The 19,702-nt window shown below is 74.3% G+C and carries 17 protein-coding genes, 7 tRNA genes and 1 pseudogene; 10 read left to right on the top strand and 15 right to left on the bottom strand.

Annotation, left to right across the window (positions count from 1 at the left end; genetic code table 11):
• Positions 1 to 25 precede the first annotated feature (25 nt).
• A tRNA-Val gene (locus ACZ5WG_RS37620) sits at positions 26 to 97 on the bottom strand.
• Between the two features lie 39 nt (positions 98 to 136).
• Positions 137 to 649: an SRPBCC family protein gene (locus ACZ5WG_RS37615; protein WP_468729159.1), complete on the bottom strand. Its 513-nt coding sequence runs from the start codon at positions 647 to 649 to the stop codon at positions 137 to 139.
• Positions 650 to 782: 133 nt separating this feature from the next.
• On the opposite strand from ACZ5WG_RS37615, the gene ACZ5WG_RS37610 reads away from it, so the two are divergent.
• On the top strand, positions 783 to 3,134 hold the full coding sequence (locus tag ACZ5WG_RS37610) for an SCO7613 C-terminal domain-containing membrane protein (protein WP_468729158.1): 2,352 nt from the start codon (positions 783 to 785) through the stop codon (positions 3,132 to 3,134).
• A 75-nt stretch (positions 3,135 to 3,209) separates the two neighbouring features.
• On the opposite strand, the gene ACZ5WG_RS37605 is transcribed toward ACZ5WG_RS37610, so the two are convergent.
• Together ACZ5WG_RS37605 and ACZ5WG_RS37600 are read right to left on the bottom strand one after the other, a co-directional pair.
• Positions 3,210 to 3,281, bottom strand: a tRNA-Val gene (locus ACZ5WG_RS37605).
• A gap of 46 nt (positions 3,282 to 3,327) precedes the next feature.
• Positions 3,328 to 3,777 carry a TIGR02611 family protein gene (locus tag ACZ5WG_RS37600; RefSeq protein ID WP_468729157.1) on the bottom strand — a complete coding sequence of 150 codons (450 nt, stop codon included), beginning with the start codon at positions 3,775 to 3,777 and terminating at the stop codon, positions 3,328 to 3,330.
• A gap of 177 nt (positions 3,778 to 3,954) precedes the next feature.
• Between ACZ5WG_RS37600 and ACZ5WG_RS37595 the strand changes: the two genes are divergently transcribed.
• Both ACZ5WG_RS37595 and ACZ5WG_RS37590 read left to right on the top strand, forming a co-directional pair.
• Positions 3,955 to 4,368: an SsgA family sporulation/cell division regulator gene (locus tag ACZ5WG_RS37595; RefSeq protein WP_030011909.1), complete on the top strand. Its 414-nt coding sequence runs from the start codon at positions 3,955 to 3,957 to the stop codon at positions 4,366 to 4,368.
• A gap of 265 nt (positions 4,369 to 4,633) precedes the next feature.
• Positions 4,634 to 5,254 (top strand): CGNR zinc finger domain-containing protein, encoded by a 621-nt coding sequence (locus tag ACZ5WG_RS37590; RefSeq protein ID WP_468729156.1) that lies wholly within the window; start codon positions 4,634 to 4,636, stop codon positions 5,252 to 5,254.
• Here ACZ5WG_RS37590 and ACZ5WG_RS37585 read toward each other — a convergent pair.
• Together ACZ5WG_RS37585 and ACZ5WG_RS37580 are read right to left on the bottom strand one after the other, a co-directional pair.
• Positions 5,195 to 5,374: a hypothetical protein gene (locus ACZ5WG_RS37585; RefSeq protein WP_468729155.1), complete on the bottom strand. Its 180-nt coding sequence runs from the start codon at positions 5,372 to 5,374 to the stop codon at positions 5,195 to 5,197. The genes ACZ5WG_RS37590 and ACZ5WG_RS37585 overlap by 60 nt on opposite strands.
• 109 nt (positions 5,375 to 5,483) lie before the next feature.
• A pseudogene (locus tag ACZ5WG_RS37580) lies at positions 5,484 to 5,952 on the bottom strand (hypothetical protein).
• Between the two features lie 178 nt (positions 5,953 to 6,130).
• On the opposite strand from ACZ5WG_RS37580, the gene ACZ5WG_RS37575 reads away from it, so the two are divergent.
• Positions 6,131 to 6,634 carry a DsbA family protein gene (locus ACZ5WG_RS37575; protein ID WP_468729154.1) on the top strand — a complete coding sequence of 168 codons (504 nt, stop codon included), beginning with the start codon at positions 6,131 to 6,133 and terminating at the stop codon, positions 6,632 to 6,634.
• Between the two features lie 28 nt (positions 6,635 to 6,662).
• On the opposite strand, the gene ACZ5WG_RS37570 is transcribed toward ACZ5WG_RS37575, so the two are convergent.
• The 3 genes from ACZ5WG_RS37570 to ACZ5WG_RS37560 form a co-directional block, all read right to left on the bottom strand.
• Positions 6,663 to 7,487 carry a GNAT family N-acetyltransferase gene (locus ACZ5WG_RS37570; protein WP_468729153.1) on the bottom strand — a complete coding sequence of 275 codons (825 nt, stop codon included), beginning with the start codon at positions 7,485 to 7,487 and terminating at the stop codon, positions 6,663 to 6,665.
• A 95-nt stretch (positions 7,488 to 7,582) separates the two neighbouring features.
• A complete protein-coding gene (locus ACZ5WG_RS37565) occupies positions 7,583 to 8,407 on the bottom strand; it encodes an aminotransferase class IV (RefSeq protein WP_468729151.1) in 825 nt (274 codons plus the stop codon).
• A 16-nt stretch (positions 8,408 to 8,423) separates the two neighbouring features.
• Positions 8,424 to 9,479, bottom strand: a complete 1,056-nt coding sequence (locus tag ACZ5WG_RS37560; RefSeq protein WP_030294487.1) for a chorismate-binding protein — start codon at positions 9,477 to 9,479, stop codon at positions 8,424 to 8,426.
• Positions 9,480 to 9,659: 180 nt separating this feature from the next.
• Between ACZ5WG_RS37560 and ACZ5WG_RS37555 the strand changes: the two genes are divergently transcribed.
• The 5 genes from ACZ5WG_RS37555 (at position 9,660) to ACZ5WG_RS37535 (ending at position 10,123) form a co-directional block, all read left to right on the top strand.
• Positions 9,660 to 9,732, top strand: a tRNA-Gly gene (locus ACZ5WG_RS37555).
• 38 nt (positions 9,733 to 9,770) lie between these two features.
• A tRNA-Cys gene (locus ACZ5WG_RS37550) sits at positions 9,771 to 9,844 on the top strand.
• Between the two features lies 1 nt (position 9,845).
• A tRNA-Val gene (locus tag ACZ5WG_RS37545) sits at positions 9,846 to 9,917 on the top strand.
• Positions 9,918 to 9,936: 19 nt separating this feature from the next.
• A tRNA-Val gene (locus tag ACZ5WG_RS37540) sits at positions 9,937 to 10,008 on the top strand.
• Between the two features lie 40 nt (positions 10,009 to 10,048).
• Positions 10,049 to 10,123 (top strand) — tRNA-Val (locus ACZ5WG_RS37535).
• Between the two features lie 55 nt (positions 10,124 to 10,178).
• On the opposite strand, the gene ACZ5WG_RS37530 is transcribed toward ACZ5WG_RS37535, so the two are convergent.
• From ACZ5WG_RS37530 to ACZ5WG_RS37520, 3 genes are all read right to left on the bottom strand, one after another.
• Positions 10,179 to 10,487 (bottom strand): TFIIB-type zinc ribbon-containing protein, encoded by a 309-nt coding sequence (locus ACZ5WG_RS37530; protein ID WP_468729150.1) that lies wholly within the window; start codon positions 10,485 to 10,487, stop codon positions 10,179 to 10,181.
• A gap of 65 nt (positions 10,488 to 10,552) precedes the next feature.
• On the bottom strand, positions 10,553 to 11,629 hold the full coding sequence (locus ACZ5WG_RS37525; RefSeq protein ID WP_468729148.1) for a phosphotransferase family protein: 1,077 nt from the start codon (positions 11,627 to 11,629) through the stop codon (positions 10,553 to 10,555).
• Between the two features lie 201 nt (positions 11,630 to 11,830).
• Positions 11,831 to 12,016 carry a hypothetical protein gene (locus ACZ5WG_RS37520; RefSeq protein WP_030294485.1) on the bottom strand — a complete coding sequence of 62 codons (186 nt, stop codon included), beginning with the start codon at positions 12,014 to 12,016 and terminating at the stop codon, positions 11,831 to 11,833.
• A 562-nt stretch (positions 12,017 to 12,578) separates the two neighbouring features.
• Here ACZ5WG_RS37520 and ACZ5WG_RS37515 point away from each other — a divergent pair.
• Positions 12,579 to 13,826 carry a serine/threonine-protein kinase gene (locus ACZ5WG_RS37515; RefSeq protein ID WP_468729147.1) on the top strand — a complete coding sequence of 416 codons (1,248 nt, stop codon included), beginning with the start codon at positions 12,579 to 12,581 and terminating at the stop codon, positions 13,824 to 13,826.
• 52 nt (positions 13,827 to 13,878) lie between these two features.
• Here the strand turns inward: ACZ5WG_RS37515 and ACZ5WG_RS37510 are convergent, their stop codons facing one another.
• From ACZ5WG_RS37510 to cobT, 3 genes are all read right to left on the bottom strand, one after another.
• Complete coding sequence (locus ACZ5WG_RS37510; RefSeq protein ID WP_468729145.1) at positions 13,879 to 14,724, bottom strand: TrmH family RNA methyltransferase; 846 nt, start codon at positions 14,722 to 14,724, stop codon at positions 13,879 to 13,881.
• Between the two features lie 58 nt (positions 14,725 to 14,782).
• On the bottom strand, positions 14,783 to 15,994 hold the full coding sequence (gene cobA / locus ACZ5WG_RS37505; RefSeq protein WP_468729144.1) for a uroporphyrinogen-III C-methyltransferase: 1,212 nt from the start codon (positions 15,992 to 15,994) through the stop codon (positions 14,783 to 14,785).
• A 344-nt stretch (positions 15,995 to 16,338) separates the two neighbouring features.
• Positions 16,339 to 19,596 (bottom strand): nicotinate-nucleotide--dimethylbenzimidazole phosphoribosyltransferase, encoded by a 3,258-nt coding sequence (gene cobT / locus ACZ5WG_RS37500; RefSeq protein ID WP_468729142.1) that lies wholly within the window; start codon positions 19,594 to 19,596, stop codon positions 16,339 to 16,341.
• Positions 19,597 to 19,702 lie beyond the last annotated feature (106 nt).

The raw sequence follows: 19,702 nt of genomic DNA, 5'->3' as shown, positions 1-19,702 counted from the left end.
CGTGTGACGGACCGGCCTGACCCGGTGGGCGATACTGGGATCGAACCAGTGACCCCTTCGGTGTGAACGAAGTGCTCTCCCGCTGAGCTAATCGCCCGGGAACGAGTTGAACCATACAAGAGGCACGGGGTCTGGTTCAAACCGCTTCCGGTGGGGCCGCCAGACGGGCGGCGAGGGCGCGCCGGCCGGCCCGCATCATCAGGGCGTGGTTGAGCCGGAACGCGGGCCGCGCGGGCACCGCGAGGCGCCGCAGCAGGGGGCTGCGCACCTCCACCTCCTGCTCGTACAGGGCCCGTGTCCCGCGCCCGCCGGCGCCCCGGCGGGCGCGTACGGTCCACCGCGCCCAGCCCTCGATGTCGCCGTGCAGGGCAGCCTCCAGAAGGCCCCGGCCGGGGTCGCGGAGGAGTTCGGTGGCGGTCGTCCGGATCTCGTACGGGAGGACGGAGCGGATGTGCAGGGTGCCGCTGTGTCCGTCGATCTGCTCGACCGCGCGGACCTGGGGCCACCAGTGGGGGTAGTCCCCGGTCTGTTCGAGTACGGCGTAGACCCGGGCGGGCGGGGCGTCGAGGTCCCACACGCTGCGGAAGCGGTAGCGGTTCCAGCGGTCCCGGTGGCGGCGGTCCGAGTTCCCTGCGCGGCTGCGGTCCATGTCTGCAGTCTGGACCGACGGGCCTTCGCGCGGGCCCCGCTCTCGTACATCCACTCCTTCCGTGCGTACTCAGGGCGGATCTGAGTACGCACGCCCATACCCTGACGGCGTGACGGGCACCACACTCCGGAACATGGCGACTCCACCACCCGGCACGCCCCTCCCGCCCGACCGGGAGCTCGTGCTCATCGACCGCGAACTGGCCCAACTCGATGCCCGGCGCGGATATCTGCTGGCCCGCCGGGACTGGCTGCTACGGCTTCCGGCGCCCGGCGGGTGGGTGGCGCCGGGCGTTCCCGCCCGCCCTCAGGAGGCCTCGGCCCCGAGTGCGCAGAACGTGCTGCTGACCTTGGGCGCGGTGCTGCTGGCGGTGGCTGCGCTGGCGTTCACGCTGGTCAGTTGGGGATCCATGGGGATCGCCGGGCGCAGTGCGGTGCTGGCCGTGGTGACGGCGGCCGCGCTGGGTGCGCCGGCGCTGCTGCTGCGCCGGGGGCTGCGGTCGACGGCCGAGTCGGTGGCGGCGGTGGGGCTGCTGCTGACGGTGCTGGACGCGTACGCGGTGTACGCGGTCGCGGTCCCGGGGGTGGACGCCGCGACGTACGCGGCGGGGGCGGCGGCCGTACTGGCGGCGCTGTGGGCGGGGTACGCCCGGGTGCTGCCGGGGCTGCTGATCCCGCTGCCGGCGGCGGTGCTGACGGCGCAGCTGCCGTTGCCGCTGGCGGCGGTGGCCTCGGCGGCGGACCCGGTGGGGGTCGGCTGGGCGCTGCTGGTGACGGCGGCGCTGGACGCGGCGCTGGTGCTGTCGGCGCCCGGGGTCCGCGCGCGGGCGTCGGTGTTCGGTCCGGCGGCGGTGAGCGCGGCCGTCCTCGCGGCGGGGGCCCTGCTGACCGGGCTGTCGGAGTCGGCGCAGGCCGGCTCGGCGGCCGCGGCGGCCGGTCCGTCGCTGCTGCTGGCGGCGTGCGCGGCGCTGGGCGTCGGGGTGGCCTGGCGGGAGCCTTCGGCGATGGCGGCCGCGGTCGCCGGCGCTCTGGGGGCGGTGGCGGCGCTCGGCGGTCCGGCCCGGCCCGGGCTGTCGCGGGAGTGGACCGTGGTGGTGTTCCTGCTGCTCGCCCTGCCGCTGCTGGCGGCGGTACGGGCGAGCGCGCTCCCTGCGGCGGTCCGCCGCGGCGTGGCCCTGGCCGGGGCGGGGGTCGCGGCCCTGGCCGCGGTGTCGGCGCTGCTGCCCGCGCTGGGCTCGCTGGTGTTCCGGCTCGGGGTGCTGGGCGAGGTGTGGGCGGCGACGACGCCGCCCCGGGACGCGTACGGGCCGGGCCCGGCGGCCGCGGTGACCCTGCTGGTCGCGGCGGGGGCGGCCGGGTGGCTGGCGCGGGTGCTGCCCCGCCCGGAGCCGGGCATGATCGCGGTGGTCCTGGCCTGGGCGGGCCTGTTCACGGCGCCGATGGCGTACGGGCTGCCGGTCGCGGCGGTGCTCGCGGCCCAGCTGGCGGTGACGGCGGCCGCCGGGGTGTGGGCGCTGCGGATCGCAGGCGGTCCGGGGTACGCGGCTGCGGTGTGTGCCGCGGTGGGGGCGCTGAACCTGTCGGTGGCCGCGCTGGACGGCCGTACGGCCACCTTCGCGGTGTTCGGGCTGCTGGGTGCGGGCTGCGCGGCAGGGGCGGCGTACGGGCCCGCCGCGCTGCCCGCACGGGCCGGCGGGGCTGTGCTGGCCGTCGGGTACGCGGCGGGCACGGTGGCGGCGCTGGGGGCGGTGTGGGGGCTCGCGGTGCCCTGGTGGGCGCTGCCCCTGCTGGCGGTCCCGACGGCGGTGGCGGCGCTCGGCCCGCGCCTGGGCCGGGTGCGGATCCCGGCGGAGATCGCGGCGGCCGTCGTCGGCGCGGTGGCGCTGCTCCTCCCCGTCCGGGAGCCGGCGCTGTCGGCGCTGGTGTGCGCGCTGGCCGGGGTGGTCTGCGCCGGCGCGGCGGTACGGGCGGACCGGCGCGGGCTCGGCTGGGCGGCCGGGGCCCTGTTCGTGGCGGCGACCTGGATCCGGCTCGGGGCGTCCGGGGTGGCGGCGCCGGAGGCGTACACGCTGCCGGTGACGGTGCTCGCCCTCGCGGTGGGCTTCCTGCGCCGCCGCAGGGATGCGCAGGCGTCGTCGTGGACGGCGTACGGGCCGGGGCTGGGGGCGACGCTGCTGCCGAGCCTGGTCGCGGCCTGGGGCGACCCGCACTGGCTGCGGCCGCTGCTGCTGGGCCTCGCGGCGCTCACGGTGACCCTGCTCGGCGCGCACCGGCGGCTCCAGGCCCCGCTGCTGCTCGGCGGCGGCGCCCTTGCGGCGGTGGCCCTGCACGAGCTGGCCCCGTACGTGGTCCAGGTGGTCGACGCGCTGCCGCGCTGGCTGCCGCCGGCGCTGGCGGGGCTGCTGCTGCTCGTGGTGGGGGCGACGTACGAGAAGCGGCTGCGGGACGCGCGCCGGCTGCGGGCGGCCCTGGGCCGGCTCAGGTGACGGCCGGATAGGGCGGAAGGGGCGGAAACGCCAAGGGCCCGGAGACGGTGAAAGTCTCCGGGCCCTTGGTCCGGGTGGGCGATACTGGGTTCGAACCAGTGACCCCTTCGGTGTGAACGAAGTGCTCTCCCACTGAGCTAATCGCCCGGACGCACCGCAAACATTACCCCATGTCAGCGGTGGTTCCCGACCATCACTGGTCCTTGAGGTCCCAGGGCGGCGTGAGGCCGTACTTCCAGAGGTAGAAGCCGATCAGCGCGCCTGCGATCACGAGTCCGACGCTGGTCAGGATGATGTTGCGGCGGCGGACCTTCGGGTCGAGTGCCTTCTGCGCGGCCTCGGTGACCTTGCGCTTGGTCCAGCGGAGCACGAGCGAAGCCCAGGCGAACTCGGTGGCCCAGATCGCGAGGCCCGCGAAGATCGCGACCCAGCCGGGCCCGGGCAGGACGAGCATGGCGACGCCGGCACCGATGACGGCGAGGCCGACGATGAAGACGCCGACCTGCCAGCTGAGGTGCAGGGTGCGGCGCGACTTGATGAAGGCGGGAGCCTTCGATACGTGCGGCGCTTCTTCCGTGGTCTGCTGAGTGCTGGTCTCGTCGGCTGCGGACGCTTCCGTCCCGCGGTCACTCCCCGTATTCATGGGGGCGAATCTACCGGAGCCGGAAGCACACGTGAATGGTGGTTTGGATCCGCCGTCCGAGGGACCCAGAGGTCCGCAAAACGGTCAGAGGGGTTTACAACGGCACCGTAGGTGGCATGTCGATTTCGCCGACGTGCGAATCCCCGAGCGCACACTGAGCGAAAGGCCCTGGCGCTTATGAACACCACGGTCAGCTGCGAGCTGCACCTGCGCCTCGTTGTGTCGAGCGAGTCCTCACTGCCTGTCCCGGCGGGCCTGCGGTATGACACGGCCGATCCCTACGCCGTGCACGCCACCTTCCACACCGGCGCCGAGGAGACGGTCGAGTGGGTATTCGCCCGAGACCTCCTCGCTGAGGGCCTCCACCGGCCCACCGGAACCGGAGACGTCCGCGTCTGGCCGTCCCGCAGCCACGGTCAGGGCGTCGTCTGCATCGCCCTGAGCTCACCGGAGGGAGAAGCACTGCTCGAAGCACCCGCCCGCGCACTCGAGTCGTTCCTCAAGCGGACGGACGCCGCGGTTCCACCCGGGACCGAACACCGGCACTTCGACCTCGACAAAGAGCTCTCCCACATCCTGGCCGAAAGCTGAACCAGGCTCGCAGGGAGCACCTCCCGGCATGCGCCGGGGGCCACTCCGCACCGTCCGACTCGGGGCGACGGTGCGGGCTGGACAAAAACCACATACGACAGTGCCGGCGCTGTTCTTGCGGAAACCACCCGCGAGGACGGCGCCGGTGTGCGTGACGCAGTCGCAACAGAGGTACCTCCCGGCGCCGCCCGGGGACGACTAGAGTCGGCCACCAGCGGCGGCACTGGTCCGTCGCCGCAGGCCCGGCCCCCAGGGAGCGACCACCGTGCAGATTCCCCACGACACCCGTCGCGCGCTCGACGTCGTCGTCGCGCTGGTGAACACCACGGCCGAGACGGACCAGCCCGACGGGCTGGCGGACGTCGGCTCGCTGCGCGAGTTCGTACGCGAGTACGAGATCAGCGACGTCGGCGAGCTCGGCGCCCGCGACCTCGCGGGGGTGCGCACCGTCCGCGGCAAATTCGCCCAGGTGTTCGGGGCCGCCAATCCCCGGACCGCGGCCGGACTGATCAACGAGCTGGTGGCGACCGCCGGCACCACCCCGCAGCTGACCGACCACGACGGCTACGACTGGCACGTCCACTACTTCGCGCCGGGTGCCTCGCTCGGCGACCACCTCGCGGCCGACGGCGGCATGGCGCTGGCCTTCATCGTGGTCTCCGGGGAGCAGGAGCGGCTGCGCCGCTGCGAGGCCCCCGACTGCCGGCGGGCCTTCGTGGACCTCTCGCGGAACCGCTCGCGGCGCTACTGCGACAGCCGGACCTGCGGGAACCGGCTGCACGTGGCGGCGTACCGGGCCCGGCGCAAGGAAGCCGACGCGGGACCGTCAGAGCAGGAAGAGGTCATGCACGGCGGCCAGCAGCAACAGGGTGCCGATCACCCCTAGGAAGATCATCAGGGGCGGCTGGGAGAGCGCGAAGAGGCAGCCTCGCGGCTCCTCTGCAACGGGGGCGGGGAGCGGGGCCGGCGCGGGAACCGTCGGCTCACCCTGCGATGTGTCGAGCATGTCGGGGCGATGATGACCCACGGCGCCCCGATCGTGCCCTCAACACGCCAGCGTTGACGCGGGAGTTCACCCCTTCTCGTCAGGCCTGCGGCATTTTCGTGCGCGGGCCTCAGATGCCGTGCTTCTTCAGAATCGCTTCGATGTCGGAGAAGTCATCCGCAGGAGTGGCGGGGGGCGGCGCTGCGGCCGGGCTCCGGCTGCGGACGGGCGCCCGGCCCGAGCGAGGGGGCGGACGCGGCCGGGGCCACGGCCTCCTGCGCGGGGCGCCCCTTGGCGGCCTTCGCCGGCTTGACCGCCTTGGCCGGCTTCTCCCCGCCGCCGAGGCTGCGGCGCTCGATGGCCCGCGTGGTCATGAACAGCACCCAGGACAGCCCGAGCAGCCCGAAGCCCGCCCAGACGGCCGGATCGAAGACCATCCCGGACACCCACTCCACGAAGCCCGTCATCACCAGGGCGACCGGCACCAGCGCATACGCCGCGATGCGCGTGGCGGCGAGGAAGCGCTTGCGGTACGCGGTCACCGCGGCGACGCCCAGGCCCGCCGCGGACACCGCGGAACATATGGTCTCGGCAAGCATGCGGTCCTCCAGGGGTGGGCGAACTGTCCCTTCCATCCTGCACCGGGCAGCGCCGCAGCGGCCATGTCCCGAGCGGATCCCGGACCGATCTCCGGGAGATCTCGGGGTCGCGCCTCCTCCTCAGGGGTCTCGGGGGTGCGTTTGGGTGGCTGCGCCCGGCGGCTGGGAGACTGTCCGCATGACCGATTCCGTGATCCTCGACGTCTGGTGCGAACTCCAGTGCCCGGACTGCCACCGCGCCCTGGGCGACGTACACGCCCTGCGGGCCCGCTACGGCGACCGGCTGGACATCCGGCTGCGCCACTTCCCGCTGGAGAAGCACAAGCACGCCTTCGCCGCGGCGCAGGCCGCCGAGGAGGCCGCGGAACAGGGCCGGGCCTGGCCGTACGTGGAGGCCGTACTGGCCCGCACCGCGGAGCTCGGTGATCGCGGCGAGGCCGTGCTGCTGGACGTGGCGCGTGAACTCGGCCTCGACGCCGAGGAGTTCGACACCGCCCTCATCGACGGCCGGCACATCCTGATCGTCGACGCCGACCAGGCCGAGGGCAAGGCGATCGGCGTGACCGGCACGCCGACGTACGTGATCGGCGGCGAGCGCCTGGACGGCGGCAAGAGCCAGGAGGGCCTGCGCGCCCGCATCGAGGAGATCACGGACCGCCTGCTGGCCGCCGACAACGGCTAGCCAGCCGGCATCGGCCGCCCCGAGCCGCTCAGAGCAGGTCCTTGGCGTAGTTGACGTCGGTCGTCCGGTAGCCGAGGGACTCGTAGAGCCGCAGGGCCGGGGTGTTGCCGGCGAAGACCTGGAGCCCGAGGGTGCGGTGGCCCGCGGCGAGGGCCTCGCGTTCGGCGAGCAGCATCAGGTCCCGGCCGTATCCACGGCCCCGGTGCTCCTCAGCGACCGCGACGTCGAAGACGTACGCGCCCTCCCCGGCCGGCGCCACCCACACGTGGCCGACCGGGGCGCCCTGCGCCTCCACGACGCAGAGGGTGGTGCCCTCCGTGGCCAGTCCGTGGGGCAGCTGGCGCTCGTGGTCGGCCACCGACTTCGCCCGCGCGGCCTCCTCCGGCATGCCCCGGCTGGTCCAGTCGGCGGTGTAGCCCTCGATCGCGTCGACGAGCCAGACCTCGTACTCTGCCTCCGTCATGGGGCGGCCGGTGACCCCCGCCCGGAGCTCCGGCGGCTCCGCGGGGAGCTCCTTGGCCATGATGCGGCTGTACTCGGCGTACCCGAGTGCCTGCGCCATCCGCAGGCCGGCCGCCGAGGCGGCGGGTACGGAGACCCGGACGCGGCGGCAGCCCCAGCCGCGCAGCACCTCCTCGGCGGCGAGCGCACCGACCGTGGCGCGGCCGCGCCGCCGGTCGGGTTCGTCGACGCAGAGGTCGCGGATCTCGCCGACCGTCGGCCCGAAGGGGGTGTCGCAGGCGACCAGCAGCGCACCGACGCGCCTGCTGTTGACCCGGATCTCGTACGGGCGCGACCGCGCGCCCCCGGTGCTCTGCTGAAGCGGGCCGCTCGGCCGCAGGGTGGTGGTCATCAGTCGAGTTCTACCCCGCCCTGCGGCCCGTGCGACAGCCATTAACGGGGCAGTCCGGGCGCCGCCACCTCACGGCGTCATGGGCGGCATGCGGCTCAGGGGTCCACGTCCTCGCCGGAGCGCGCGTCGAAGATCCGCATCGCCTCGGCCGTGACGGGTCCCGGCACCTCCGCGGCCGTCGTACGGTCGTCGACCCGGTGGACGGCCTGCACATCGCGCAGCGTGGAGGTCAGGAAGATCTCCTCGGCCTGCTCGAGCGCCTCGAAGGGCAGGTCCGTCTCCTTGGCTCCGGCCCACTCCACGACGAGGGCGCGGGTGATGCCGGCCAGGCAGCCGGAAGCGACGGGCGGCGTGTGCAGCTCCCCGTCGAGTACGACGAACACGTTGGAGCCGGTGCCCTCGCACAGCCGCCCGACGGTGTTCGCGAACAGGGCCTCGGAGGCCCCGGCCCGGTGGGCGGCGGCCAGCGCCACGACGTTCTCCGCGTACGAGGTGGTCTTCAGGCCGGTCACGGCGGAGCGCTCGTTGCGCACCCAGGGCACGGTGATCACGGCGGTGGTGTCCGGCCGGCGGGCGGTCTCGCCGACGGCCACGACCAGGGTGGGGCCGGACTCCCCGCGGTCGGAGCCGAGCGGGGAGACGCCGCCGGTGTACGTGATGCGCAGCCGGCCGAGCGGCATCGGATTGGCCTCCAGGACGGCCGCGCAGGCCCGGCGCACCTCGTCCAGGTCGGGGTCGGGCAGCCCGAGACCGCGGGCCGAGCGGGTCAGCCGGTCCAGATGGCGGGTGAGTGCGAAGACCGTGCCGCGCTCCGCCTTCAGCGTCTCGAACACACCGTCGCCCACGGTCAGCCCGTGGTCGAACACGGACACCTGTGCGCTGTCGGCGTCCCGCAGCGCGCCGTCGAGCCAGATCCTCACCGTACGATCCCTCCGCTCACCCAGGGGTACCAGTCACCTCATGGGCTCCTGACGCTACCCGGAGCAGCCGGGCGGCCTTCAGTTCGGTCTCGGCCCATTCGCGCTCGGGGTCGGAGCCCCAGGTGATGCCGGCTCCGGTGCCGAAGAGCAGGCGCGGGCCGCCCGGGCCCTGGCGGTCGATCCAGAAGGTGCGGATGCCGACGGCGAGCTCGGCGGTGCCGCGGTCGGCGTCGACCCAGCCGATGCCCCCGCAGTAGGGGCCGCGGGGGGCGGTCTCGAGGGCTTCGATGATCCGCAGCGCGGAGGACTTGGGGGCGCCGGTGACGGAGCCGGGCGGGAAGGTGGCGGCGAGCAGCTCGGGCCAGCCGGCGCCGTCGGCGAGTTCGCCGCTGACGGTGGAGACGAGGTGGACCAGGCCCGGGTGCTCCTCGACCGCGCACAGTTCGGGGACGGCGACGGAGCCGGTGGCGCAGACCCGGCCGAGGTCGTTGCGTACGAGGTCCACGATCATCACGTTCTCGGCGTGGTCCTTGGGCAGGAGGTCGGCGGCGGTGCGGCCGGTGCCCTTGATGGGGCCGGACTCCACGTGGCGGCCGGCCCGGCGCAGGTACAGCTCGGGGGACGCGGTGGCGATCTCGACGCCGTGGGCCGGGAGGCGAATCGTTCCTGCATACGGGGCCGGGTTGCCGCGCGCGAGCAGCGCCGTGAGGGCGTCGACGTCGGCGCGGTCCGGATCGGGCAGCGGCGCGGACATCACGCGGCAGAGGTTGGCCTGGTAGACCTCGCCGGCGGCGATGTACTCGCGGATGCGGCGTACGCCGGCCGTGTACGCGGCGCGGTCCAGGGAGGAGGACCACCGGTCGGCGGCGGGGCCGCGCCACGCCCCCGCGACGGGCGCCGGGACGGGGTCGGGGCGTATGTCGCCGAAGCGGGCGCAGACCAGACGCCCCTCGAAGTCCGCGGACACCGCCCAGAAGCCGGTGGAGTCGAGGGCGGAGGGGTCGCTGGTGACGTCTCGGAGGTCGGTCGCGAGGAGGCCGCCGAAGCGGGCCAGGGGGAGCAGGTCGTGCACGGCTGCGAGTCTATGACCGGTGACGCCGCGGCGCCGGTGAGGTGACTGCCGGGTGACCGGTGGTGATCGAGCGGCAGCACGCTGCGGAAACGCGTTTTTGAGCTGGCCCGGGAATCCGCTAGAGTTCAACACGTCGCCAGGGAGCGAAGGGGGAAAACCCCGGAGCGAACACGGTGACCTGCGGACGTAGCTCAGTTGGTAGAGCACCACCTTGCCAAGGTGGATGTCGCGAGTTCGAGTCTCGTCGTCCGCTCGAAGTGGGGGATCTTCCCGAGAACCCCTGCAGCTCCGGGTGGAGTGGCCGAGAGGCGAGGCAACGGCCTGCAAAGCCGTCTACACGGGTTCAAATCCCGTCTCCACCTCCAAGGACGATTAGCTCAGCGGGAGAGCGCTTCCCTGACACGGAAGAGGTCACTGGTTCAATCCCAGTATCGTCCACTGGTCCGCAAGGATCCCCGCGCGATTAGCTCAGCGGGAGAGCGCTTCCCTGACACGGAAGAGGTCACTGGTTCAATCCCAGTATCGCGCACGCAGTACACGCACCACCTGCGGTTTCGTACCGCGGTCCCGCGCGATTAGCTCAGCGGGAGAGCGCTTCCCTGACACGGAAGAGGTCACTGGTTCAATCCCAGTATCGCGCACCACCTCCGCAAGCCCCGGCCGTTTCGACGGCCGGGGCTTGCGCGTTGTCGAGGCGGCTCAGGAGGAGAAGAGCATCCGGCCGAAGCCGCCCTTGTGGTGGCCGTGGTGACCGTGGCCGTGGCCGCCGTGGTGCGGGGCGCCCCAGGCGGGGGCGGGCGCCGCGTGTGCGGCCGGGTACGGGGCCGGCGGCGCGGCGGGCGGCGGGACCTGGCCGTACTGCCCGGCGATGTACTGGGACTCCAGGCGGGTCAGCGCCTCCAGCTCGCCGTAGTCGAGGAAGATGCCGCGGCAGCCGCTGCACTGCTCGATCTGGACACCGTTGCGGTTGTAGGTGTGCATCATCGCGTGACACTTCGGACACTGCATGACCGGATCAACTCCTCGCCGTCTGCTTCGACACCGGATGCATGCCCGGTGGCGTGAAGCTCACCCTACGACGGAGCCAGCGGCTCCAAGTCGGGCGGGAGGGTGGCGATTCGGGCACAGGAGTCCACCATCAGCCGTTCCACGTCGTCGAGTCGGCGGTGGTTTTCTGCCGATTTGGCCAGGGCCAGGGCTGCGGTCTGCACGGTCAGGGCCCGGGCGGCGAGGTCCAGTTCCGGCCAGGGGTCGGAGCCGGGCGGCCCGGCCGCCGGGCCGCCGGCCGCGCGGTAGGAGTCGAGGAAGCGGACCCAGGTGCCGGTGTCGAGCAGCCCGGCGGCGTACCAGGCGGCGGGCCGGGCCAGATCCCAGGCGGGGGTCCCGATCCCGAGGTCGTCGACGTCGATGAGCCGCCAGTCCCCGTCGGGTCCGGGGCCGCGGACCAACTGCCCGAGGTGCAGGTCCCCGTGGCACAGCGCCCCGCCCCGGGGCGCCGGCGCCTCTCCCCGCACCCAGGCGGGCAGGGTCCGCGCGGCGGCCCGTACGAGGTCGCCGGCGGGGCGGCCCTCGGCGGGGCTGGGCACGAGGGCCGAACCGGTACGGGACCCGGCCGGGCTGGCGAAGCCGGCCGCACCGGTGGCGGCGGGGACGCCCTCGGGCCCGGCCGCCCCTGCGGGACCGGCGGCAGCGGCAGCCCGGCCGGGAGCCGTCGCCCGTGCCAGGCGGCGCAGGGCCCGGGCCAGTTTGGCCGGACCGCGCATCGGCGGGACCGGGCCCGGCAGCCGGTGCACGGGCACCTGGTGCAGGGCCGCCAGCAGCCGGGCGGCCGCCTCCCAGGGGGCGTCCTCGGGGCGCTCCGGGTCGACCGGGGCCCCGTACGGCCACAGGGACACGGGCCGGCCCCCCAGGTAGCCGACCTCGGGGCGCAGCGGGGCCAGCAGCACCCCTGCCAGCGCCTCGTCCGCGGCGATCCGCATGCGCACGGCGAGGCCTTCGCGGTCGCTGTCCCCGGCGTGCGCCTTGGCCACGACCTCGCCGCAGCGCACGACGGTCCCGTCCTCCCGCTCGGCGAGGAGTTCGTACGGGGCGCCCTGCTTCCCCGCACCGGCGTACGCCGCGAGGGCGGCGGGCAGTGGCTCCTGGTTCATCGCGGCTCCACGGCTCCCGTCGCTGGCGTCTCGGGAGCAGGTTACGGAACTGCGGGACCCCGTGAAAAAGGGTGCTGCCCGTCCGACTCCCCAGTCGGACGGGCAGCACCCTTCTCCTGCCGTCCGTCGCGCCCCCGTCCCCACGGGGTGCAACGGGCCGATGTCCCGGTCCGGGCCGCTCTCCCGGACCCGGGGCGCCGCTCAGCGCCCCAGCATCACGCCCACGGACGACGCCTGTACCGCCACCTGGTCGAATCCTCCGAAGAGGAAGAGCAGGAGGGCGGCCAGGGGGAGCACCATGGCCGCGGCCACCAGTGGGTGGCGCGTGCCGGACTCATGGCCGTTGAACGCGAATGCCTTGCGTCCTTGCCGTGCGATGTCCGCCATGGTCCTCTCCCTGTCGGTTGCAGCGGCGGGTTCGTGACCTCGGGGGACGAGTGCGCCACCCGCCGCTTGTCTTCAACACTAGGCGGGCGCACGGCCCCTGGCCTCCTGCCCTCGTACCCATTGGCAGGCCTCCAGGAGGATGACGGGGCCACCCCTCGTGTACTCCCCTGGGTGGAGACCGCTCCCCCGTACTGGGGGTCTTCCCGGAGGGGATGACCGGAGGGTAGTGAGTTCGCTCACTTCCGTCACCCCCCGCGCATGCGTGTCCGTCGACGGGGTACGGACAAGATCCCCCGCCCGCCGGCCCCGCGCACGCGCCCACCGCCCGCCGTGCGCCCGGCGCACCACCCTTGCGAGTGCGTCAATCCCCTTGGCTCCAGGGCCGTTTGGCCGTACCGGCAAGTGCCGTACGGACACGGGTCCGTGTGGGTGAGGAACCCTCAAGTGGGCTGTGCCGCACTGACAATCGAATCCCCGGGCGAGGGCGCGGCCTCTGAGCGCTCGTGGCGGATGGTCCGTAAGCTGTGGCACGTCAACAGGACGACCGGTCAGCGGGGTGGACATGGCGATGATGCGGCTCCGGCGCGAGGACCCGCGTGTCGTCGGCTCATTCAGGCTGCACCGACGGCTCGGTGCCGGCGGTATGGGCGTGGTCTACCTGGGATCCGACCGGCGCGGCCAGCGTGTCGCGCTCAAGGTGATCCGGCCGGATCTGGCCGAGGACCAGGAGTTCCGCTCGCGCTTCGCGCGCGAGGTGTCCGCCGCCCGGCGGATCCGCGGCGGGTGCACCGCGCGCCTGGTGGCCGCGGACCTGGAGGCGGAGCGGCCGTGGTTCGCCACCCAGTACGTGCCCGGCCCGTCCCTGCACGACAAGGTGGCCGAGGAGGGTCCCCTCACGGCCGCGCAGATCGCCTCGATCGGCGCCGCGCTCTCCGAGGGACTGGTCGCCGTGCACGAGGCGGGGGTCGTCCACCGCGATCTCAAGCCTTCGAACATTCTTCTGTCTCCCAAGGGCCCCCGGATCATCGACTTCGGGATCGCCTGGGCGACAGGTGCGAGCACCCTCACCCATGTGGGCACGGCCGTCGGCTCGCCCGGCTTCCTCGCGCCCGAGCAGGTGCGCGGGGCCGCCGTCACCCCGGCCACCGACGTCTTCGCGCTGGGCGCCACCCTCGCGTACGCGGCGACCGCCGACTCGCCCTTCGGGCACGGCAGTTCCGAGGTCATGCTGTACCGCGTGGTGCACGAGGAGCCGCATCTGGTCGGGGTCCCGGACGCGCTCGCGCCCCTGGTACAGGCCTGCCTGGCCAAGGATCCCGAGGAGCGGCCCAGCACGCTGCAGCTGTCGATGCGGCTGAAGGAGATCGCGGCCCGCGAGGCGCAGGGGCTGTCCGACGGGCGCCCGCCGGTGCAGCGTGCGCGGACCGAGCGTCCCACCGGGCGGCTCCCGGAGCGGGCCGACGCGTACGCCGACCACCGCACGGAGCGCCGTACGGGCGGCACGCCCGTGTCCCAGGCGCCGGACCAGGGCCAGGGACAGGGCCGGGGGCAGGGCCCGGACAGCGGACCGCACGCCCGGCCCTCCGGCGCACGGCCTCCGTCCTCGCGCCCCTCGTCCTCGCGGAACCCGGGCGGCCCGTCCTCCCGGCCGACCGCGGGGCGTACGGGCGGCCGCCCGGCGCCGCGTACGACGGGCACGGGGCGGCGGTCGTCTCGGCCGGACCCCAGACTGATGCGGCAGCGGCTGATCGTGTTCGTCGTGGTGACGCTGATCGTCGCGCTGGGCATCGCCGCGGCCCAGAAGTTCTGACGTCCCGGAGTTCCGACGTACTGAAGTTCTGACGTACTGACGTACTGAAGTCCTAGAGCTCCGGCGGGGTGGCTGCCGGGGACCGGGGCGGGCGGGTCGCGTAGAAGGCCACCGCCGAGGCCGCGGCCACGTTCAGCGAGTCGATGCCCTCCGCCATCGGGATCCGGACCCACTCGTCGGCGGCCCGCAGCGCGTACGTGGACAGGCCGTGCCCCTCGGACCCGAGCATGATCGCGGAGCGCTCGAAGCGCTCCGGCGGGACCTGGTCCAGCGGCGTGGCCTTCGGGCTCGGCGTCATGGCCAGGATCCGGTAGCCCGCCTCGCGGACCTTCTCGAGGTCGGCGGGCCACTTGTCGAGGCGCCCGTACGGTACCGAGAACACGGACCCCATCGAGACCTTGATGGCGCGCCGGTAGAGGGGGTCCGCACAGTCCGGGGAGAGCAGTATCGCGCTGATGCCGAGGGCGGCTGCGCTGCGGAACGCGGCGCCCAGGTTGGCGTGGTCGACGAAGCCCTCGAAGACGGCGATCCGGCTGCCCGCCCCCTCCCCCGCGAGCAGCTCGTCGGCGGTCGGGAGCGGCTTGCGCTGCATCGAGGCGAGGGCGCCGCGGTGCACGTGGTAGCCGGTGACGCGTTCGGCGAGCTCGGGGGTGACGGCGTAGACCGGCGCCGGGAGCTCGTCGATGACGTCGCGCATGACGTCGACCCACTTCGCGGAGAGCAGCATCGAGCGCATCTCGTACCCGGCGTCCTTGGCCCGTCTGATGACCTTCTCGCCCTCGGCGATGAACAGGCCTTCTTCGGGCTCGCGCCGACGCCGCAGTTCGACGTCGGTCAGGCCCGTGTAGTCGCGCAGGCGCGGGTCGTCGGGGTCTTCGACGGTGATGAGATCAGCCACAGGGTGATACTGCCTTGTCCGGAGTGTGGTGCCAACGGCCCTGCCGGGCGCGGGCGGTTCAGGCGGTGGGGGTACCGACGTTGACGACCTCGCCGATCACGATGACCGCGGGCGGACGGATCTCCTCCGCCCGTACGGTCTCGCCGACGGTGGCGAGGGTGGCGTCGACGCGGCGCTGGGTGGCGGTGGTGCCCTCCTGGACGACCGCGACCGGGGTGTCGGCGGAGCGGCCGTGCCGGACCAGGGCCTCGGCGATCAGGCCGATCTTGTCGACGCCCATCAGGATCACCAGGGTGCCGGTGAGCTTGGCGAGGGAGGCCCAGTCCACCAGGGAACGCGGGTCGTCGGGGCCGACGTGGCCGCTGACCACGGTGAACTCGTGCGCCACGCCGCGGTGGGTGACCGGGATGCCGACGGCGCCCGGCACCGAGATGGAGCTGGAGATGCCGGGGACGACGGTGCACGCGATCCCGGCCTCGGCGAGGGCCTGGAGCTCCTCCATGCCACGGCCGAAGACGTACGGGTCCCCGCCCTTGAGCCGGACCACGGCCTTGCCGGCCTTGGCGTGCTCGATCAGGGCGTTGTTGATGGCCTCCTGGGCCATGAAGCGGCCGTACGGGATCTTCGCGGCATCGATGACCTCGACGTGCGGCGGGAGTTCGTCGAGCAGGTCGCGGGGGCCGAGCCGGTCCGCGATGACGACATCGGCCTCGGCGAGGAGGCGGCGCCCGCGGACGGTGATCAGGTCGGGGTCGCCGGGGCCGCCGCCGACGAGGGAGACGCCGGGGGTGCGGGTGCGGGCCGTGGCCAGGGAGCCGTCGCGCAGCCCCTCGACGACGGCGTCGCGGACGGCGGCGGAGCGGCGGGGGTCGTTGCCGCTCAGGACGGCGACGGTCACGCCCTCGACGCGACCGGTGGCCGGGGTCCAGGCGGTGGCCGCCTCGGCGTCGTCGGCCCGCACGCACCAGACCCGGCGGCGCTCGGCCTCGGCGGAGGCCTCGTCGTTGGCGGCCCGGTCCCGGGTCGCGATGAGCGCGTACCAGGCGCCGTCGAGGTCGCCGTCCTGGTAGCGGCGGCGCTCCCAGCGGATCTCGCCGGTCTCCGCCATCGCGTCCACGGAGGGCGTGGCGGAGGGGGAGATCAGCAGGACGTCGGCGCCGGCCGCGACGAGCGCGGGCAGCCGGCGCTGCGCGACCTGGCCGCCGCCGATGACGACGACGCGTCGGCCGGCGAGACGGAGTCCTACGGGGTAGGCGGGGTGTTCGGCCATAGCGGTGCGGCTCCTGATGCGGCGGTGCTCTGCGTTGCCGCTGCGGCTTTGGAGCGGCGGGGTACTGACGTGCGGTTATGCGGTGCGGGTCCACCATACGGCGCGGGCCGGGCGGTGGCGTGGGGCGGGCCGGGCCCGTTGCGCGGGAGCTCTGGGGCTCCGCCCCAGCCCCTGCTCGTCAAACGCCGGAGGGGCTGGATTTCGGCTGATGCCGTCCGCCGGGCGCGGCCGGCACACCCCGGCTCCGCCGGCGGGCCGGGTTGCCGCGGAGCGGGAATTCCAGCCCCGCCGGCGTTTGAGGCGCGGGGGTCCGGGGGCGGAGTCCCCGGCAGCGGCCCTGCGGGCTACTTTTCCGTGACGCCCGCCGAGTCGAAGGTGGCCACCTCGTGCATCGCGCGGGCCGCGCTCTGGACCAGCGGGAGGGCCAGCAGGGCGCCCGTGCCCTCGCCCAGGCGGAGGTCCAGGTCCACGAGCGGGCGCAGACCGAGCTTGTTCAGGGCCGCCACATGCCCCGGCTCCGCGCTGCGGTGGCCCGCGATGCAGGCCGAGAGGGACTCGGGGGCGATGGCCCGGGCCACCAGGGCTGCCGCGCCCGCGCTCACGCCGTCCAGGATGACGGGGGTGCGCAGGGACGCCCCGCCCAGGAGCATGCCGACGATGGCCGCGTGCTCCAGGCCGCCGATGGCCGCCAGGACGCCGATCGGGTCGGCCGGGTCCGGCTGGTGCAGTTCCAGGGCGCGGCGTACGACCTCGACCTTGCGGGCGTGCGTCTCGTCGTTGATGCCCGTGCCGCGGCCCGTCACCTCCGCCGGGTCGACCCCGGTGAAGACCGAGATCAGGGCTGCGGAGACCGTCGTGTTCGCGATGCCCATCTCGCCGGTCAGGAGGGCCTTGTTGCCTGCTGCGACGAGGTCGCGGGCCGTCTCGATGCCCACCTCGATGGCCGCGATCGCTTCCTCGCGGGTCATCGCCGGGCCCGTGGAGAGGTCGGCCGTGCCCGGGCGGACCTTGCGAGGGAGCAGGCCCGGGGTGGCGGGCAGGTCGCCCGCGACACCGACGTCGATGACGCAGACCTCGGCGCCCACCTGGTTCGCGAACGCGTTGCAGACCGCGCCGCCGCCCAGGAAGTTGGCGACCATCTGCGTGGTGACCTCCTGGGGCCACGGGGTGACGCCCTGGGCGTGGACCCCGTGGTCGCCCGCGAAGATCGCGACCGCGGCCGGCTCCGGGATCGGCGGCGGGCAGACCCTGGAGAGGCCGCTGAGCTGGGCGGAGATGATTTCGAGCATGCCCAGGGCCCCGGCGGGCTTGGTCATGCGCTTCTGGCGCTCCCAGGCCTCGCCCAGCGCCTTCGCGTCGAGCGGGCGGATGCTGGCGACCGTCTCCGAGAGCAGGTCGTGCGGCTCCTCGCCGGGCAGCGCGCGGCGGCCGTACGTCTCCTCGTGCACGACCCAGGCCAGCGGCCGGCGCTGCGACCAGCCGGCCTGTGCCAGCTCCGGCTCCTCCGGGAACTCGTCGACGTAGCCGACGCACAGGTACGCGACGACCTCGAGGTGCTCCGGCAGGCCGAGCTCGCGCACCATCTCGCGCTCGTCGAAGAAGCTGACCCAGCCGACGCCGAGGCCCTCGGCGCGCGCGGCGAGCCAGAGGTTCTCGACGGCGAGGGCCGAGGAGTACGGGGCCATCTGCGGCTGGGTGTGCCGGCCGAGGGTGTGACGGCCGCCGCGGGTGGGGTCGGCGGTGACGACGATGTTCACCGGGGTGTCGAGGATGGCCTCGATCTTGAGTTGCTTGAACTGCTTCGCCCGGCCCTTGGGCAGCGACTTCGCGTAGGCCTCGCGCTGGCGCTGGGCGAGCTCGTGCATCGCGCGGCGGGTCTCGGCCGAGCGGATGACGACGAAGTCCCAGGGCTGGGAGTGGCCCACGCTGGGCGCGTGGTGCGCGGCCTCCAGGACGCGGAGCAGCACCTCGTGCGGGATCGGGTCGGTGCGGAAGCCGTTGCGGATGTCGCGGCGTTCACGCATGACGCGCAGGACGGCCTCGCGCTCGGCGTCGGTGTACGCGGGGGCCGCTTCGCCGGCCGAGGGCTCCACGACGGGCTCGGGAGCGGCCTCGGCGACCGGCTCGGCCACTGCTTCGGCCTCCGGTACGGCAACCGGCGCGGGGGTGGGCTCGGGAGCGGCTTCGGGCTGCACCGCCACGGCCTCCGGCGCGGTCTCCGGTACGGCTTCCAGCGCTACGGGGGCCGCAGGGGCCTCGGGAGCGGCCGGCTCGGCGGCGATGGGCTCCTCGGCGACGGGCTCGACGGCCTCGGGGGCCTCGGGGGCCTCGGGGGCGTGCACCACCGGTTCTGCAGGCAGGGCCTCCGGCTCCGGCGCGGCGGCCGGTGCCTCCACCACGGCTGCGTCCGCGACGGCTGCCGCCACCGCGCCTGCGTCCGCCACCGGTACGTCCACCGGCGCGGCCTCGGCCACGACCGGCTCCTGCTCGGCGGCGGGCGCCACCGGGGCTTCGACGGGCTCCGCAGCAGCAGGCTCAGGCGCCTCGGCGACGGGCTCCGGCACGGCCTCCACGACCGGGGCGGGCTCCGGCACGGCGACCGGCTCCGGCTGAGGGGCTTCCGGGGTCTCGGGGGCTTCGGCGGCCACGGGTGCGAGGACGGGCTCGGGGACCACGACCGGCTCAGGGACCACGACCGGCTCAGGGGCCACCACCGGCTCGACGGCCACCGCGGGCTCGGCAGCCACCGCGGGCTCCGGCGCGGCCACGGGCTCGGCGGCCACAACGGGCGCCGGCTCTGCCACGGGCGCCGGCTCCGCCGTCCACGGCTCACCGGCCTGCGGCGGGGTCTCGCCCGGCTGCGGCGCGGCCGGTACGGCGGCGGCCTCGGGGCGCGGCACGTCCAGGTACTCGGGGCCGAGGGTCGGCGGCCCGGCCACCTGCACCGGAATCGGAGCGGGGGCGCTCACGGCAGCGGCGACGACCTGCACGACCGGTGCGGCGGGCGCCGCGGCAGCCACGGGAGCCGCCGCCGGACCCCGGTCGGCGAGCGAACGTACGACTCCGCCGGTGGCCTCGGGCACGGGCGGACCCATGTGCAGCGGCCGACGGGCGGTCACGGCCGGGGCGACGGGCGCGGCCGGGGCCATCGGGGCGGCCGCCTGTGGCGGGACCACGAGGCCGCCGAGGTCGAGCGCGCCGGAGTCGCGGCCGCCGGCCTCGTGCGCACCGGCGCTGTACGAGGCGTCACCGTAGGAGGGATCGGGGAACGCGGGCTGAGCGGGGAACACGGGCTCCGCGTACGCGGCCGGCGCCTCGGGGTACTCGGCGTAGGGTGCGTCGCCGTAGGCGGTCTCGACGGGGAAGACGGGCGCCGGCGGGACGACCTGCGGGTCGCTCCACGCACCCTGGCCGCTCGGCATCAGCAGCAGTTCCTCGTCCTCCGGCTCGGCCGGGTTGTCCACGAGGTCCTGGAAGGCGTAGCCGCCCTGGACGGGAGCGGGGACGGGGCCCGGGTTCTGGACCGGCGTGGGAATGCCCTGATCCACCATGCCCGCGTTGTCCGGGTGACCCTCGCCCGGTACCTGGCCGGTGTCAGTCATGCGTACCCCTCGCCCATCGATTGTGCCTCTTCGATCGCCCGGTCTCCCACAAGGCCGCCGGGCGGCGTTGCCGTGCGGGGTTGCCGTGCGATGCGTTTCGTCTCTC

The organism is Streptomyces sp. NPDC032745, assembly GCF_055579465.1.
The sequence above is the reverse complement of the archived record's forward strand: the minus strand, read 5'-3'. Positions and strand labels throughout refer to the sequence as shown.

Excerpts from the sequence above, each read along its gene's own strand:
- ACZ5WG_RS37615 (WP_468729159.1), bottom strand. The coding sequence starts at position 649 with ATGGACCGCAGCCGCGCAGGGAACTCGGACCGCCGCCACCGGGACCGC.
- ACZ5WG_RS37610 (WP_468729158.1), top strand. The coding sequence starts at position 783 with ATGGCGACTCCACCACCCGGCACGCCCCTCCCGCCCGACCGGGAGCTC.
- ACZ5WG_RS37600 (WP_468729157.1), bottom strand. The coding sequence starts at position 3,777 with ATGAATACGGGGAGTGACCGCGGGACGGAAGCGTCCGCAGCCGACGAG.
- ACZ5WG_RS37595 (WP_030011909.1), top strand. The coding sequence starts at position 3,955 with ATGAACACCACGGTCAGCTGCGAGCTGCACCTGCGCCTCGTTGTGTCG.
- ACZ5WG_RS37585 (WP_468729155.1), bottom strand. The coding sequence starts at position 5,374 with ATGCTCGACACATCGCAGGGTGAGCCGACGGTTCCCGCGCCGGCCCCG.
- ACZ5WG_RS37575 (WP_468729154.1), top strand. The coding sequence starts at position 6,131 with ATGACCGATTCCGTGATCCTCGACGTCTGGTGCGAACTCCAGTGCCCG.
- ACZ5WG_RS37570 (WP_468729153.1), bottom strand. The coding sequence starts at position 7,487 with ATGACCACCACCCTGCGGCCGAGCGGCCCGCTTCAGCAGAGCACCGGG.
- ACZ5WG_RS37530 (WP_468729150.1), bottom strand. The coding sequence starts at position 10,487 with ATGCAGTGTCCGAAGTGTCACGCGATGATGCACACCTACAACCGCAAC.
- ACZ5WG_RS37525 (WP_468729148.1), bottom strand. The coding sequence starts at position 11,629 with ATGAACCAGGAGCCACTGCCCGCCGCCCTCGCGGCGTACGCCGGTGCG.
- ACZ5WG_RS37520 (WP_030294485.1), bottom strand. The coding sequence starts at position 12,016 with ATGGCGGACATCGCACGGCAAGGACGCAAGGCATTCGCGTTCAACGGC.
- ACZ5WG_RS37515 (WP_468729147.1), top strand. The coding sequence starts at position 12,579 with ATGGCGATGATGCGGCTCCGGCGCGAGGACCCGCGTGTCGTCGGCTCA.
- cobA (WP_468729144.1), bottom strand. The coding sequence starts at position 15,994 with ATGGCCGAACACCCCGCCTACCCCGTAGGACTCCGTCTCGCCGGCCGA.
- cobT (WP_468729142.1), bottom strand. The coding sequence starts at position 19,596 with ATGACTGACACCGGCCAGGTACCGGGCGAGGGTCACCCGGACAACGCG.